General features: G+C 62.4%; 16 protein-coding genes. 4 read left to right on the top strand and 12 right to left on the bottom strand.

Going from position 1 to position 16,095, the window contains the following annotated elements:
- Positions 1–2: 2 nt before the first annotated feature.
- From HBO23_RS32210 to HBO23_RS32190, 5 genes are all read right to left on the bottom strand, one after another.
- Positions 3–542, bottom strand: coding sequence for a cytochrome b (locus HBO23_RS32210; protein WP_170040865.1), 540 nt, complete (start codon positions 540–542; stop codon positions 3–5).
- Positions 539–1,621, bottom strand: a complete 1,083-nt coding sequence (locus tag HBO23_RS32205; RefSeq protein WP_138453619.1) for a catalase family peroxidase — start codon at positions 1,619–1,621, stop codon at positions 539–541. The genes HBO23_RS32210 and HBO23_RS32205 overlap by 4 nt, the downstream gene beginning before the upstream one ends.
- 120 nt (positions 1,622–1,741) lie before the next feature.
- Entirely contained in the window at positions 1,742–2,506 is a 765-nt protein-coding gene (locus tag HBO23_RS32200) for an enoyl-CoA hydratase-related protein (RefSeq protein WP_170040864.1), read from the bottom strand.
- Positions 2,507–2,548: 42 nt separating this feature from the next.
- Entirely contained in the window at positions 2,549–3,847 is a 1,299-nt protein-coding gene (locus tag HBO23_RS32195; protein WP_170040863.1) for a hypothetical protein, read from the bottom strand.
- Complete coding sequence (locus HBO23_RS32190) at positions 3,840–5,420, bottom strand: amino acid adenylation domain-containing protein (RefSeq protein WP_170040862.1); 1,581 nt, start codon at positions 5,418–5,420, stop codon at positions 3,840–3,842. The genes HBO23_RS32195 and HBO23_RS32190 overlap by 8 nt, the downstream gene beginning before the upstream one ends.
- A 197-nt stretch (positions 5,421–5,617) precedes the next feature.
- Between HBO23_RS32190 and HBO23_RS32185 the strand changes: the two genes are divergently transcribed.
- On the top strand, positions 5,618–6,124 hold the full coding sequence (locus tag HBO23_RS32185; RefSeq protein WP_170040861.1) for a sigma-70 family RNA polymerase sigma factor: 507 nt from the start codon (positions 5,618–5,620) through the stop codon (positions 6,122–6,124).
- Positions 6,121–6,858, top strand: coding sequence for an anti-sigma factor (locus tag HBO23_RS32180; protein WP_170040860.1), 738 nt, complete (start codon positions 6,121–6,123; stop codon positions 6,856–6,858). The genes HBO23_RS32185 and HBO23_RS32180 overlap by 4 nt, the downstream gene beginning before the upstream one ends.
- A gap of 74 nt (positions 6,859–6,932) precedes the next feature.
- On the opposite strand, the gene HBO23_RS32175 is transcribed toward HBO23_RS32180, so the two are convergent.
- From HBO23_RS32175 to HBO23_RS32145, 7 genes are all read right to left on the bottom strand, one after another.
- On the bottom strand, positions 6,933–7,904 hold the full coding sequence (locus HBO23_RS32175; protein WP_170040871.1) for a spore coat U domain-containing protein: 972 nt from the start codon (positions 7,902–7,904) through the stop codon (positions 6,933–6,935).
- 34 nt (positions 7,905–7,938) lie between these two features.
- A complete protein-coding gene (locus HBO23_RS32170; RefSeq protein ID WP_032865533.1) occupies positions 7,939–10,332 on the bottom strand; it encodes a fimbria/pilus outer membrane usher protein in 2,394 nt (797 codons plus the stop codon).
- A gap of 44 nt (positions 10,333–10,376) precedes the next feature.
- The gene (locus HBO23_RS32165; protein WP_236446013.1) at positions 10,377–11,111 is read right to left on the bottom strand and encodes a molecular chaperone; all 735 of its coding nucleotides are present in this window, start codon (positions 11,109–11,111) and stop codon (positions 10,377–10,379) included.
- Between the two features lie 77 nt (positions 11,112–11,188).
- On the bottom strand, positions 11,189–11,689 hold the full coding sequence (locus HBO23_RS32160) for a spore coat U domain-containing protein (protein ID WP_026013649.1): 501 nt from the start codon (positions 11,687–11,689) through the stop codon (positions 11,189–11,191).
- A 5-nt stretch (positions 11,690–11,694) separates the two neighbouring features.
- Positions 11,695–12,228 (bottom strand): spore coat U domain-containing protein, encoded by a 534-nt coding sequence (locus HBO23_RS32155; RefSeq protein WP_026013648.1) that lies wholly within the window; start codon positions 12,226–12,228, stop codon positions 11,695–11,697.
- Between the two features lie 18 nt (positions 12,229–12,246).
- Positions 12,247–12,789, bottom strand: coding sequence for a spore coat U domain-containing protein (locus HBO23_RS32150; protein WP_170040858.1), 543 nt, complete (start codon positions 12,787–12,789; stop codon positions 12,247–12,249).
- Positions 12,783–13,274 carry a spore coat U domain-containing protein gene (locus HBO23_RS32145; RefSeq protein WP_169988243.1) on the bottom strand — a complete coding sequence of 164 codons (492 nt, stop codon included), beginning with the start codon at positions 13,272–13,274 and terminating at the stop codon, positions 12,783–12,785. Before HBO23_RS32145 ends, HBO23_RS32150 begins: the two co-directional genes overlap by 7 nt.
- Before the next feature lie 224 nt (positions 13,275–13,498).
- Here HBO23_RS32145 and zapE point away from each other — a divergent pair, with 224 nt between their 5' ends.
- Entirely contained in the window at positions 13,499–14,593 is a 1,095-nt protein-coding gene (gene zapE / locus HBO23_RS32140; RefSeq protein WP_138452058.1) for a cell division protein ZapE, read from the top strand.
- A 40-nt stretch (positions 14,594–14,633) separates the two neighbouring features.
- Complete coding sequence (locus HBO23_RS32135) at positions 14,634–15,938, top strand: protein kinase (protein ID WP_170040857.1); 1,305 nt, start codon at positions 14,634–14,636, stop codon at positions 15,936–15,938.
- Positions 15,939–16,095 lie beyond the last annotated feature (157 nt).

Below are 16,095 nucleotides of genomic sequence, written 5' to 3'. Positions count from 1 at the left end.
CATCAGCCTTTGGTGCCGGTCATGCTTTGCAGCACACCGTCGCGACGAATCAACCCGTGAAACAGCGCCGCCGCCAGGTGTAACAGTACTGTCAGGAACAACAGGTAGGCCAGGTAGCCATGGGCCTTGCGCAGCAGCGCAAATAACGGTGCATTGGCCGCTAACAACGCCGGCAATTGCACCGAACTGCTGAGCATCACCGGGTCACCGGCCGCCGAAATCATCGCCCAGCCCAGCAGCGGCAGCACCAGCATCAACGCATATAACACGACATGGGACGCTTTGGCGGCCAGCACTTGCCACAGTGGCAGGTCAGCCGGCAACGGCGGCTGACGGGTGGAAAAGCGCACCACCAGCCGCACGATCACCAACGCCAAAATCGCGATACCCAGTGGCTTGTGCAGATGAATCAGCCACTCGTGACGCTCCGACACCGACGCCGCCATGCCCGCGCCGATAAACAACATGGCAATGACCATCAACGCCATCAGCCAATGCAGCAGGCGGGCCAGAGGCGCGAAAAACCGTGGTTGGGCATTCATGGTTTCGACTCCTGAGGGGCACTGTGCAGCGGGCTGACTTCGCCAGCGCGGCGTACGTAGGAACTGGCATAAGCCGCCGAGCGTGCAGCCAGCAGCGGGTCATTGGAGGCTTGGATACCGCTGGGCAGAATCAGCGGGTCAAAGTTGATATCGCGGCAATCGCCGTCAGCCTGCGGTTGGCTGCTTTGCAGCACCAGGGTGCCGGCGTTGAGCACCTTGTGCTCGCCGGTCCAGGCTTTGCTGGCGTCGTCCAGCGGATCGCCGGGGTTGGCCAGGGTCAGGTTCAGCTGCCAACGCAGCGGCCCGGAAGCCAGACGCTGCACCAAATCCTTTTCGAGAAAGTCAGCGCCAGGCGGCGCGGTGTCACCCGTCGCATCCTGGCTCTGTGGCACTACGCCCCAACGCACCGCCTGGCGCTGGCCATCGGCGTTTACCAGGTAAAAGGCATTGATGCCGTTGTAGGTTTCGGTCGCGTAACTGGCCGAGGGCTTGGCGGTCTTGACCCACGCCAGGAACGGCGCCGTCTCGGGGTGCGCGGCAAAAAACGCCGGCATACTGGCCGGGTTCGGCTTGCCGGTGGCCGGCTCGGGTGCGCCGGCCTTGAGCATCTGGTAAAACGCCTCAGGCGTGCCCACCGGGAACACCGGCATGCTGTTCATCCCCGTACGCCATTGCTGGCCGTTGGCCTGGCTGAACTGCACCGCGAAACTGCGGATCGGCACACTGCTGTCCGGCGCGTAGGGGTTGCCGCTGGGCAAGGCGAATCGGCCGATCACCGGGGTTTTCGCCGCGCTGAACACCTGGGCACTGGAGTAAGCGCGCGCCTCGGGGCTGCTCTCGAAGTAACCGGCCACACACACGCCCTTGGCATGGTTACGCCGAAACCCCGGGTGTACACCGTTATTGGTTTCCAGGGCATTGACCAGGGTTTTGGGACGCAGGCGCTGTGGGTCAAGCGTGCCGTTGACGTAGGCGAATGCCCCGGCAACAACCGCCACTACACTGCCAATACACGCCAGCCTGACTAACAAACTGGCGGTACTGAGGGGCGTACGTGGCGGCGATGAGTGATCTACCATGAAAAACTCCAGGGCACGTGGCCACAGGGAAAATGAACTATGAGACGAATCCCACGTAGGTCTATTCCCTTTTCACTGTAGTTTTTTCAGAGCAGATGCGTTGCCAAACCGAGCGTTCTTCTAAACCGCGTTGAAGACTGCCGGGCGCTTGTTTATAAACGCCTGCATGCCCTCCTGTTGATCCGGCGTCGCGAACAGCCCATGAAACAGTCGGCGCTCCAGGCGCACGCCATCGTGCAACCCAAGTTCCAAGGCTTGCTCAACCGCCTCCCGCGCCGCCCGTGTGGCGGTGCGCGAGAACCCGGCAATCTGTGCAGCCACCGCCAGCGTCTGCTCCATCAAGTCTGCCGCCGGGTACACACGCGACACTAACCCGGCCTGGAGCGCCTCTTGAGCCATCATCGGCCGTCCGGTCAACACCATGTCCATGGTCTTGGCCTTGCCGACCAGCCCGGTCAAGCGCTGGGTCGCACCCATGCCCGGAATAACGCCCAGTTTGATTTCCGGCTGGGAAAAGGTCGCCGTATCGGCGGCGAAAATCATGTCGCACATCATCGCCAGCTCACAGCCGCCGCCGAACGCATAGCCGGCCACTGCGGCAATCGTTGGCGTGCGCCGGCGGGTAAAGGCTTCCCAGCCGACGAAGTAATCCTCATCGAGCATGTCCAGGTAGGACTTGGTACTCATCTCCTTAATATCGGCCCCAGCGGCGAAGTATTCAGGCGTGCCGGTGATGACGAAACAGCCGACCTGCGGGTCCTGGTCCAGCACTTCCAGACGGCTGATCAACTCCGTCATCAGCGCCGAACTCAACGCATTCTTGACCTGGGGGCGATTAAGCCTGACCAGTACCACTCGGCCATGACGTTCTATTAATACATTCATAAAAACCTCTGCTGATTAATGTTGTGCCTCAATGCCGCGGTTTCAGGAATCCCAGATCGCGCCATAAGCCGGTATGCCAAGGGCTTCCATTTCATGCACCACGCGCTCGGTCAACGCCTGGTTGGCGATACAGATCACCGCTTCTGCACCGAAGGTTTGCACCGCGCCGTAGGCCAATTGCACCAAGTCCGGTTTACCACGCTCATCGGTGTCCCAGATCAATGCCCCGGGCTGAGCACGCAGGATTTCGTCCACCAGTTCATCGCCATAGGTTTTGCGCGGGCTGCGGGTAGACCAGATCAACTGGATCGGCACTTGGGCGGCCAGCAAATGCGGCATGACCGGGCCGATCCCACTGCCGGTGGCGATATACACCACTGACTTGAACAGGGTTTCCACATTAGCCACGCCCGCCGTGGTGATGCCTTTGACCCACACGTGGCTGGGCAGGTCTTCGATGAAGCGCCCAGTCCAATCGCCCGCACGCGATATGATCAGGCGAAACCCCGCCGCCTCTGGTGCAGGAATATTGGCAAACGAATGCCACTCCAGCAGAGGGTTGCGGCTGATCGCAGTGGATGAACCGGCGAACGGCGTGGTGTGCTTGAAGCGCGTAATCACCGCATGCCCGGAAGGCCGTGTGTGTTCAACGGCGACCTTGCGCAGACGCAACCATGGCAGGGCAATGCTCAACGTCAGCAGCACCAGCATCCAGAATGATCCACTGTGTAATAAGCTGGTCGAAGACTCGCTGGACGCCAGTAAAGTCAACGCCCAGAACAGTAGCAGCGCGCTCCAGCCGGCAAACCGATGGACCCGCTCGAAGCCATTATGGAATCGGCTGCGAATCCACGGCTGCGCCATGCTCACCATCAACAGCAACAGCCCGAGCAACACACCCGTGAGCCACAACCAGGCTGACGACACGCTATCGGGCTGGCGCAGATAGCGTGCAACCTGAACGCCGACCATCGCTATAAACCACGCGGTCGCCGCCAGGGCCGCGCCACTGTGCAGCCCGCCGAAGTGGTAAACCTTGGCCGCGCTGCGCCGCACACGCAACGGCCAGGTGACTGGCACACGGGTTGCCAGCCAGAACAGTGCATTGATCAGGTAATGCTGACGAATCAGGATGGCCAGCGACAGGTTGATCAGCACCATGTCCGAAAGCCTTTCAACCGTAATGGCAGCAAAATCGACCGCCAACAGTACAAACACGGCATTAACCAACAACACCAGTGCCACCAGGCGGTTGTAGTAGGAAAACACCGGCAGTGCAGTCCAGCGACGCCACAACGCCGGTTTGGGTGGCACAACGGCACGGGTCAGTGCATCAAGCATGGCGAGCCACCTCGGCCGCGAATGCCTGTTGCAGCAGCAAGGCCTTGTCGATTTTGCCCCTGGCGGTCAGCGGAAAAGCCTCCACCGCGTAGATGGATGTCGGCACGCAGTAGTAGGCCAGGCGCTCCTGGCAGCGGGCTCGGCACGACTCGACGTCGGCACTGACGGGCGAGACGAAAGCCACCAGGTTACGGCTGTTCAGCTTCAAAGTGACCGCCCGCATGCAGCCATCGCCCGCCTCCAGGGCCGTAGACACAGCGTCCAGTTCCACACGAAAGCCACGCACCTTCACCTGATCATCGACACGCCCCAAGTGTTCCAGTTGACCGTCTGCCGTCCAGCGCCCCAGGTCCCGCGTGCGAAACATCATTGCGTCACCGCCCATAAAAGGGTCCGGGCGATAGCGCTCCTGGGTCAGCTCGGTATTGTTCAAGTAACCGGCCGTTACCCCGACGCCGCCGGCCCACATTTCACCGATCTCACCCAGTTCACAGGCGCGACCGTGTTCGTCGAGGACATACACGGTGTTATTCGGAGTCGGTTTGCCGATGGTCAACAACGTGCCGGGCACATGCCGGTGCAACGTGTTGACGATGGTGGTTTCGGTAGGCCCGCAGCCGTTGTAGAACGTGCAATGTTCGGCCCAACGCTCGGCCAGCGCTTGAGAACAGGGCTCACCTGCCACCGCAACCACCTTCAGGTCAGGACACTGCGCCGGGTCAAGGTTCGCCAGTATCGAGGGGGTGGCGATCAGCACGTGGCATTGCGCAGCGGTTTGCGCAATGTCTTTATCACGAATCAGCAAGGTCGCCCCATGGGCCAAGCAACCGAGGATTTCCCAGGCGGCCATATCAAAGCCGATATTGAGGATTTGCCCCACGTTACGACCCGGCGCCATGCCCATCTGCCCCGGCTGCGTGAGCAAGATATTGCACACGTTGCGGTGGCTGACACACACACCGTTGGGCCGCCCGGTCGTGCCGGAGGTGAACAGCACGAAACACAGGTCATCGGTGTCGGCAGCGGCGAACACCTGAGTGTTGTCCTCGGCGACCCAGGGCTCTTCGGCCAGGAACGTGTCCAGGCATACACTGCGCTGCGTCGCATCGGCCGGCAGGCGATCGGCCAGGTTCGACAAGGTCATAATCACCGGACTGGTCAACGACTCCAGCACCATGCCCAATTGCAGCGTCGGCACGATTCTGGCGTCTTGAGGCACATACGCAGCGCCCACCTTCAACACCGCCAGAAGCCCTACCAGCATGGGAATCGAACGTTCGACAAACAGCCCCACGGTGTCGCCGCGCTTCACGCCCAGATCAATCAGGCGCACGGCCAATCGATTGGCTTGACGGTTGAGTTGTTCATAACTGATACGCTGTCCCGCCCACACCGCCGCAATCGCTTGTGGCGTCAACGCCGCTTGCACCTCGATGGCCTGGTGTACGCGGTCGTGGCCCGGCTTGGCCGATGGCCCGCCCCCCCATTGTTCAAACACGATCCGCTGCGCGGCAGGTAAGTGAGCCAGCGCGGGGCGGCGATAAAACTGTTTATCGGTCGGAGAAATGGTCATGCCTGCACCCTCATCAATTAACCGCAGAAATTGTTCGCGGTTGTTACGAGGGTTGATTGAGGTGTGGGAGCGGTATTACAGGCCCGAGTGCATTGCAGATATCCCCTACAAAAGAGCGCAATATTCCTATAGTTATTGATGGAATAACCTACGTCGGCCGGCGTCTTCCTCTGCACAATTGACCAGAACCCACGCCCATGCACGAACTCGACGATCCGTTACGTGAACTCATCCCCAGGCTGCGACGTTTTGCCGTGTCCCTGACGCGTAACGCCAGCAGCGCCGACGACCTGGTGCAGTCCACGCTCGAGCGGGCGATCATCAGCTGGGCCGACAAACGCCTGGAAGGCGACCTGCGCGCCTGGCTGTTCTCGATCCTCTACCGCCAGTTCCTCGACGCCCACCGGCGCAGCCGCCGTTATGCACGCATGCTCGAATTCTTCACCGGCCGTGACGATGCACAACCCTCGGTGGAGCGCACAGTGATGGCCCAATCGACCCTGCACGCCTTCGACCAACTCAACACCGAGCAACGTGCACTGCTGCTGTGGGTGTCGGTCGAAGGGTTAAGTTACAAGGAAGTCGCCGAGATCCTGGCGGTACCGGTAGGCACCGTGATGTCGCGCCTGTCCCGTGCGCGCCAGGCCTTGCGTCAACTCAGCGAAGGCGAAATTACCAGCCCTGCCCTGCGGATACTCAAATGATTAGCCTGCCCCCCAGCGAACGCGATTTGCATGCCTACGTCGATCACCAACTGCCCGAGAGCGACCGCCGTGTGCTTGAAACCTGGTTGGCTGCCCACCCTGAAAGGGCCGCCCAGGTACATGCCTGGCAACAGGATGCACAAGCCCTGCGCGCCGCCTTGAGCGGAACCTTGCAGCAACCGGCCAACCCCGACCTCGACCCGGCACTGATTCGCCAACGCATTCGGCATCAATCGCGCCGCCACCTGGCCAGCGCCGCCGTGCTGCTGATCGCAGTCTGCCTCGGCGGGCTTGGCGGTTGGCACGCGCGCGAAGCGACCCAACCATCGATGTTGCCGATGGCCGACGCCATGCAGGCGTTTCGCCTGTTTGCCCAGGACGGCATCATGCCCGCCGACTTCAGCACCGAAGATGGCGGCACTATGCAAGCCTGGCTGGATCGCTATTTCAACCAGGCCCATCGCCTGCCCGATTTGAGCCAGGCCGGTTTCAAGCCCGTGAGCGGGCGCCTGCTCACCACTGAGCAAGGTGCGGCGGCGATGGTGTTGTACGAGGATCAGCAAGGCCATCGCATCAGCTTTTACATCCGCCCACCGGGACCGGAAAACGGCTTTTTGCCGCGCGGCAGCCGCAGCGAAGATGGGTTGCAGGCCGATTACTGGTCCGGTGGAGGGTACAACTATGCGATGGTCAGCCCGGTGGATCAGGCGGCTACGCACTTGCTCAAGTTCTAGAGGATCAAGACCGGCTTTTGTGGAGCGGGCAAGCCCCCACATTTTGACCGCGTGGACCTTCAACGGACGCGGCGTTAAAAGCCCACATCCAGCACCACATTATCAATGTAGGTGCCGCCCGGCGGCGTGGCTTGGTCAGTGTAGATCTTGGCGTTGTAGTTGAACACTTGGCTGCCGGTGCCCAGGCCGTTGCCGGGGTTGATCTCGGCCGAGGAACTGGCCCGCCGTGCTGCGCCCACACTGCCCCAGCGCGTGGTGCCGGCACTCATGAAGATGTCGTAGGCCAGGAAGTTACCGCCGGAAATCATCCGCCGCCGTCCGCCCACGCTCACCGGGTTCTGCCCATCACCGAGGCCGACGGTGTAGGCACTGCCCTTGGTGCAGGCCACACTGGCCTGGCCGTTGACGGTGGCGAAGGCGCTGACCACCGGCGCACTGCCGAACGCAATCGGCGGCGTGGTGATCTGGCAGTCGTTGACCACCGTCATGCTGACGTTCAAGGTCGTGGTGCCGTTGTTGATCTCACGGCCCAGACAGGCCCCAGCAATACCAATGCCCGAGCAATAGTTCCAGTTCCAGAAAATACTCAGGGTTTCGCTGTACACCCCCGACGCCACGTTGCTGCCAAGGGTGGTGGCGAAGTACAGCGGCACGACTTTGGTGCCCGGCCCGAACACCAGGCCAAGGGAGGCGGCAATGCCGCCACTGCCGCCAAAATCGAACGCGGTGCCGCGTGTCATCGGGAACGCCGTGGTGTTGTTGGCATAGATCGTATAGTTGATGACATCACCGGTCGGCCCCACCAGGCCACCTTGGGGCGAACCACTGACGGTCGCGTAAAAATGGTCATTGGAGGCCAACACCGACAATAGCGCCGGCGTGCAGCTGAAGCCGGCATTGGTGGTCGAACTGGGCTGAGAGGTGGTGCGCACGGTCATCGAACTCACCGTCGTGCCAAAGCTGGCCGGTACGCTGGCCACCACCGAGCACACGGCCTGCACCTGCGCCGACACGCCCAGGCTTGCCAGCAACAGGAACCGCAACAGCCATTCCTTGACCCGCACACGCACACTCCTTATGTCATTGGCACACCAGTGGCCCGATCAGTGGCACCTGGGCCTGGGTGGTATCCAGCTCGAACATTGCCTGGCAGGTCTGGCCGTCACCCAAGGTGACTTGCAAGGTGTTATGGGCGGCCAGGTTCTCCAGGTACACCAGGCCGTCCCACCCCACCACCGCCTGCGCGCCGCTTTGCTCGTGTCGCACCTGGCTGCCCAGTGGCAAGTCCTGGTGCTGGGCGTCGACCAAGGTGATGCTCGCCGCGATCACCTGGCGCACCGGGAATTCCAGCAAGTAGCCACTGCCACGGCGCACGGCAACCCGTTGCTCGACGTTGGGCACCTGCACGTTCGATGGCAGGTTCAGTGGGTCGATCTCATATTTGGCGCGGTAGTAAGCACTGGTCCACGGCACCAGCAAGTGCCCGTTGCGGTCGGTTTCGCCCACCACCTGGTTCTCGTAGCGCACCGGTACACCACTGACCCCATCGGTGCTTACCACCACAAACGCATCGTTGACGCGGTTGGCGGCAAACATTTGATTGTCCATCCACACCAACGAACCACTGGCGTCCGCCCACCGAGTTTCCGCGTCGCTGCTGCCGTACACGCCGGCCTGCAACTGCACCGACTGCAGGCGCCAGGTCAGGTCAGCCTGGCGATAAGCCGGCCCATCACCGCTGGCGTAACCCAGGTTGAAGCCCACGCCGCCTTCGGCCGGCACTGCTCGGCTGTAGTTGACGCGCTGCTGGCTCGCGCCGGTTTTACTGCGCTCGGTGCCCACGCTGAGGCTGCCGTAGACGTCGAACGGCACCACCACCTGCGCCTGCACCGCCCAGCTGCTATCACCCACTTCATGGTTGGCCGACAGGTAAAAACTGCTGTTGCGCCACAACGGCTTGCTCCAGGTCAGGTTCACCAGGCGGGTGCGCGAATCATCCGCCGCCTGCACATCGAAATAGCCGACGCCCAGGCTGCCAAAATTGTTCAGGTTCAGGCTCAAGGTCGCCTGCTGGCTGCGCTTGCTGAGGCTGGCGTAAGGCGTGTCGATCAGGCTCAAGTCGGCGTATTGCTCACGGCGCTCGACCCGTTGATACGAGAGGCTGTAGCGCTGGTTGCTGTATTGGTAGCCCAGGCTCAGTTGCTGGCCGGTCCTGCCGTCGTACTGGCTTTGGCTGACGGCGGTATTGAGCACGCCGAAGTTACCGACCCGCAGGTTGCCGCCGACACCGCCCAGGGACAGGTCACTGGAGGCTTCGGCATGGCTTTCGAGGGTAAATGCATCCGAGATGCCGTAGCGAAAGGTGCCGCTGGCCACGCCAGGGCCATAGCCAAAGTCCCGTATGGTGTAGTCGCGGCGCAAATTACCCGCCGCCACCGAGAAGTCCGACAAGCCCTTTTGCAGCAAGGTACTGGTGACATAGAACGGCACCGTGGTCGACACCTGCCGGCCCAACGCATCGGTGGTGACCACCACCGCCTCGCCGGCGCCGTTGATAAACGGCACGTTGGTGAGGGTGTACGGCCCCGGCTGCAGATCAGCACTGCTGGATTTATAGCCATTGATAAACAGGTCCACCGAAGACGGCACCGCCGCCTCCCCGGCAAACTGCGGCAGCGGGTAGGTGACCAGGTCCGGGCGCACGCCAAAGTCCCGCGACAGCTGCACACCGCCCAGGCGCACCGAGGTGCTCCAGGGCAAGGCGCCGCTGATCACATCGCCGGCTTCATAGGTCAACAGGCGCTCATCGTCGGAGAACCGCCAGGTGGTGTCATAGCGCCGATAGCCGTTGTCGAGCGAACTGCCAGCGGTTTCCCGGCCAATGGTGGTGCGGTATTGGCCAGTGTTGGACAACGTGCCCCAGGTATCGAATAGCCGCACTTCGTTGAAGATACCGAGGTAGGTGCCCGCATCGTCCGTGTTGTTCAGGTAGGCGTCATAGTTGAGCAACGCGCCGAAGCTGGTCAGCGCCTGGGTGCGTGGGTAGTTGTTGCGGCTGCCGATAAATTGCTCCGGCAGCCAGGCCGGCGGCACGCTCAGTACCAGGCGCTGGCCCTGGCTGTCGTAATCGGTGTGCAGGCCGGGAAAGCTTTCCAGCGCGACTTCGCCAGGCACGGCACCAGGCAGCTTCACACCGACTTCCTGCAACACCGACGCAGGCAAAAACAACTGCCCGGCACGCTGATTGACGGCGACCACACGGCCGGTGTCCATCTGGTTGACCACCAGTTCCAGGAACAACTGCGCATCGGCAACAGCCTCCATACTGCTGGGCGGGGGCGGCAACGGCGCAGCGAAGCCCGGCGGCGCCAGCACCCAGCCAGACAAGCCGCCCACCACCCACACCGATCGCCATAGACATCGAGCCCGATCCTGGCTCACCAAGGCTTTGTGCCCATCAATGGACATCTCCATCCGTTGTTAACACCAGGGCCTACTCCATGCCCTGCCACACTGAGTTAGCGTCCTGGCACGAGATTCTCCACTTGCGTTGCCCCATTGATGCGCACCTGCAGCGGCTGATCGGCCGGCAAACCATCCGGCACCGGCCAGCGCATGGTCGCGCCCGGCAGCACATAGCCCATCAAGCCCTCTACCAAGGGCCGCGGCTGGCCGCCCTGCTTGAAGGTGGCATCGGTGAGGCGCGCATGCACGGCGCCCTGGTTGCGCATCTCGACGTAGTTGCGCCCGCCCACGGTGACTTTTTTCCAGCTTAAATCCGGCTTGCCGGCGGTTTTCGGGTCACGGTCACGGGTGCCGTCGACCTTGCTCCACAGGCCTGGACCGTAGGCAAACAATGGCACCGAATAACGCATCTGGAAGCGGATAGCAGCGGCGGTCTTGCCATCCGCCGAAGCCGGCGGTGGTGTGGTCGAAGGGATCTCATCGATGATGATGCGATAGGCCAGCTCCTGGCCGGGCGGCACTTCTTTGGTTCGGGTCAGGCGCACCAATTGCTTTTGCCCAGGCTCGATTTTCGCCACCGGCGGGCTGCCAATCACATCGCGCTGGTTCTGGTATTGCTCATCAAAACCGCTCTGGGTCCAGGCAAACACGCGGATCTGCAGGTTGGCGGTCTCGGTGCCGCGGTTCTCCAGCCACAGCGCGCTGGCCTGTTGGTCGGCTTCCAGCACCGGGTCAATCGGCCAGATCAGCACCGAACTGGCCGCCTGGGCCTGCCCCGCCGCCAACATCAACAACCCGCTCAAACCCGCTGCCCACCCGTGCCGGGAAGCTGCACACATAGATCTCACTCCTTATACCGATCGCCTTACCACGACAGCTGCACCTGCAACGTGTCGCTGTACGTCCCCCCAGGCTGGTTACCCGGTAATTGCACTCGCCCATAAATCGGCAAGGTGATGTTGTTGGCGTCGCTGTAGGCCACGCTCACGCTTTGGCTGATCCCCAGGCTCTGGCTGAACGCCGCGTCCCGAAACAACTGATAAACCACTTGGGCGGTGCCGCTATTGAGCTGCATCCGCCGTCCGCTGTTGTTATGCAACCCGCCATCGACACTCATGCTCAGCGCCACCCCCGGCGTGCATTGCAGGGTCACGCCGCCCGTCAGCGCGACAGACGCCGTGCTGGTGGCCAACGCCGAATAGGTGCCGAACGCCAGGCTGCCGTAATTGGTACCGCCGCCGACCACCAGGCAACCTGGCGTGATCGTCGCGCTGACCTGGAACGACTGGCTGGTCACCGCCAACAGCGACAGCGGCATTCCCCAGCCGATGCACACCGCCAACGCCGCACACCCTGCCCGGCCCATGGCACTTAGAACGTCAGGGTCACGTTAACCGTGTCGGTGTAAGTACCGGCCGGTAAGCCCGCCTTGCCATTGGCCTTGCCGTAGATATTCACGGCCTGGGCCACGCCAGTGCTCGGCGCCAGGTTGATCACCCCTCCGATGGCCAGCAGCGTCGAGTGGCCGCTGTCGGTGTAGAGGTCATACGGCACGTAATTGGCCACCCCGTCATACAGCGCGCGACCACCGCCCACGGACTGGCCGTCGTGGGCACCGGCAGACACCGTCAACGTCGGTGAAGTACCCGCCGAACACAGGATCGACAACGCCCCGCCACCGCCGCCCAGCACCTGGCCGTCGGCTTCGGTGAACAGGCTGTTGGCGGTACCGAAGTTCAAGTTACCGAAGCTCATCCCGCCGGTGGCTGCGGCGCCGTTGACCTGGCAGCTGCTGGTGAGCACCAGGGTGGCGCTGACCGTACCGGCCACCGTCGCCGCCTGTGCGCCCGACACCCACGCCAACGCCATCAATGGAAAAACCGCCTTTGCTATAAGTGCATGCATGATGTCCATCCTCATCGTTTACCAATCCAGAGTCACCGTCAGGGTGTCTGTGTAGATGCCGGCCGGTAAGGCCCTGGTATTCGCCACCACCGAGCCGAATACCGGGATCGGTACTTGTGTGCCCTTGGTCACGACGAAATTGCGTTGCTCGCCAATGCTGTAGCTGCGCCGGCCGAGCGAGTCAGCCGACAGTTGATAGGGAATGGTCTGGCGCCCGTTACTCAGGCGCCTTGTGGTGCCATCACCATGAGCGCCGCCGTCGATGGTCACGGTGAAGCTGCTGACCACCGAGGGGTTGCAGGACACCGACAGCGGCGCCTTGCTGCCATCGGTAACACCCGCACCCAACGGGTGGCTCCATGTAGGCCCCTGGGTGCCGAAATCCAGTAGCGCACTACCGCCGGCGGGGCTCACCGGCGCGCTCTCGATGTCTTTGCTCACCTGGCAACTGGCGGTGATGACCAGCCGAGCGTGGATCTGCCCGGCGACCGCCGCTTGGGCGTCATCGGCCAGCAGCAACAGGCCGCCCATGGCCGCCAGGACCAAGCTGCGGCTTACCATGTGACGGTGACCTTGAGCAGGTCGGTGTAGCGACCGACCGCCGGGATGTCCTTGAGCGGCTCAATGCGCCCATACAGCGGCAGGTCGACACTGCCGGAGTCGGGCACACGCCCGCTCAGCGGTTCATTGACCGGCAAGGCGATACGCCGCGCGGCATCGGCATAGATACGATAGGGAATCGGTTTGCTCGAGGGCGTCGCAGCACTCAGGTAGCGCACTTCGCCGCTGCCGCCATGCAGGCCGCCGTCAACGCGCAGTTGGTAAGGGGTGTCGGGGTTGCACTCCAGGCGCGGTTGGCGCTGGCTGATAAGCGCCGCACTCAGAGGCCCGGCCGGGTCATCCAGACGCGGGCCGCTGCCAAAATCCAATACGCCAAGTTGCTCGATGCCCGCACTGCGGGTGGTGCCCACCAACTGGCAGCCCCGTTGCACGTCGATGCGCACCTCCACCTGGAGTTGCGCAGCGTAAACCGTGCTGCAGAGCATCGTGCCCATGACTGCCAAAACGCCTCGTCCCTTCACGGCCCCAAATCCTTGTACAGGGGTGATTGCTCTGTAAGAGGTTAGCCTCAAAGGGCGAAACTGCCAGTCTGGGCCGGGTGGCGGGCGTTACATGCCTTTTCGAGATAGCGGGGGGCGCCGTTCTGTATTGGTCAAATCGACGCGAGCGCCCTAAAGTGGGCAACCACCGACATACAGAGTGACGTGCATTGGTTGTGTTTTCCCTGATTCAGCGTCTGCTGGGTAAAAAAAACGCGCTGACAGGCGCCTCGCCTATCCCGGCGTTCTTTGAAAACAAGGCCCGAGACCAGGGCTATACCCTCAGCGCCGGCCAAACCCAGGCAATTACCGCCCTCGCCCGCGAAACCCGGCATCTGCTCGCCGGCCAGCCGACGCGCAGCCTGTACCTGCACGGCCCAGTGGGGCGTGGCAAAAGCTGGCTGCTCGATGGGTTCTTCCAGGCGCTGCCGATTGCACAAAAGCAACGCGTGCACTTCCATGCATTTTTCACCCGCCTGCACCAAGGCATGTTCCAGCACCGCGAACAGGACGACGCCCTGGGCGTGACGTTGGACGAGCTGCTGGCCGATTGCCGGGTGCTGTGTTTCGACGAATTCCACGTCCACGATATCGGCGATGCCATGCTCATCAGCCGCCTGTTCCAGGCCTTGTTCCAGCGTGGCGTGCTGGTGCTGGTGACCTCAAACTACGCCCCCGACGGCCTGCTGCCCAACCCGCTGTACCACCAGCGCTTCAAGCCGGTGATCGACTTGATCGCCACGCGCATGCAGGTGCTGGAAGTCAGCTCGCCCGAGGATTTTCGCAGCTTGCCCCAGGCCCATGCCGAACAGCGTTTCACCGGCGGCCAGTATGTATGGCCCGGTAGCGCCGCCCAGCGCGAAGTCCTCGGGCTGCCCGCCACACCTGGCGCGGCGCAAACCCTGAAGGTCGGCAACCGCCGATTGCTCTGCCGCAGCCATCAGGCGCGCAGCATCGTGTTCACCTTCAACGACCTGTGTGAACAGCTCACCGCCGTGATGGATTACCTGTTGCTGTGCGAGGATTTCGACCACTGGGTCATCGACGGCCTGCCCTCCCTGGCTGACTGCCCGATCGCCGTGCAACAGCGTTTTATCAACCTGGTGGACGTACTCTACGACCAGGACAAACGCCTGACCCTGATCGGCCAGCAACCCCTGGCGCGTGCCCTGGAAGGCCAGGCCATCGACCTCGCCCGCACCGCCAGCCGGCTGAACCAATTACAAACGGTGTGCCCGCAACCCGCGCCCGACCCGGTATCATGAGCGCCTTTCACGCCCACCTTGCCGAGTGACCGCGCCGTTCATGAATACCCTCGCCCAACTCAAGGCTGGCCAATTGGCCGGTATCAAACGCCTGGACCTGTCTTGCGGGCTGACCGAATTTCCGCCGGAAATCTTCGAACTGGCCGACAGCCTGGAAATCCTCAACCTCACCGGCAACGCCCTGAGCAGCCTGCCCGACGACCTGTATCGGCTGGCGCACCTGCGCGTGCTGTTCTGCTCGGATAACGCCTTCACTGAGCTGCCCGCCTGCCTGGGCCAGTGCGCCAACCTGAGCATGATCGGCTTTAAAGCCAACCAGATCAGCCACGTACCCGCCGCCGCGCTGCCACCACAGTTACGCTGGCTGATCCTCACCGACAACTGCATCAGCCAGTTACCCGGCGAGCTGGGCGAGCGCCCACTCCTGCAAAAGCTGATGCTGGCCGGCAACCACCTGACGGACCTGCCGCATAGTCTGCTCAACTGCAAAAACCTCGAGCTGCTGCGTATCGCCTCCAACCGCTTCACCCAACTGCCGCCATGGCTGCTGACGCTGCCGAGCCTGACCTGGCTGGCCTATGCCGGTAACCCGGTGGAAATCGCCGTTGAAGTGGCGAGCGATGATGCAACGCCGAATATCCCTTGGGCTGAACTGGAACTGGGCGAGGTGTTGGGCGAAGGCGCTTCGGGGATCATCCGCAAGGCGTTGTGGAAGCCGCCAGCGTTGCCGGTCGCGGTCAAACTCTACAAAGGCACGATCACCAGCGACGGCTCGCCGCTGCATGAAATGCAGGCCTGCATCGCCGCCGGGCTGCACCCGAATCTGATCAAGGTGGAGGGGCGCGTGGTCGGCCACCCGGAGGACCAGGCAGCCCTGGTGATGGACCTGATCGACCCGAGTTACCGCAACCTCGCGGCCTTGCCGAGCCTGGCGTCATGCACCCGCGATATCTACGCACCGGGTACGCGTTTCAGTGCCGAAGTGGTTTTGCGCATGGCACGCGGCATCGCCTCGGTGGCGTCGCATCTGCACCGGCATGGCATTACCCATGGCGACCTGTACGGCCACAATATTCTGTGGAACGCCGCGGGTGATTGTTTGCTTGGGGATTTTGGCGCGGCGTCGTTCCATGTCACGGCAGACACGCAGGAAACCAGGGCGTTGCAACGCATTGAAGTGCGTGCATTCGGGGTGTTGCTGGGGGAGTTGTTGGAGCGGGTAGAAGAAGGCTTCAATAATGAAGCACTGGTGGCGCTGCAACAAAGCTGCTGCCAGCCCGATGTATTGGCGCGCCCGAGCTTCGAAGAAATCGAAGCATTGCTGCACGCTCTGCCACACCACTAAACCAATGTGGGAACTGGCTTGCCTGCGATAGCCATAGGTATCTACTCAACTTTTGAAGGCAGCCAATTTCTCCTGTGGCGAGCAGGCTTGTCGAATCGTCGCACCGCCTGCGTTGGGCTGCGAAGCAGCCCCAAACCCAGTCGCTGAGTTCTTTCAG

Source organism: Pseudomonas sp. WS 5532 (assembly GCF_012985445.1).
Classification (GTDB): domain Bacteria; phylum Pseudomonadota; class Gammaproteobacteria; order Pseudomonadales; family Pseudomonadaceae; genus Aquipseudomonas; species Aquipseudomonas edaphica.
Note: the sequence above shows the minus strand (reverse complement) of the source record. Positions and strands in the feature narration are given on the sequence as shown.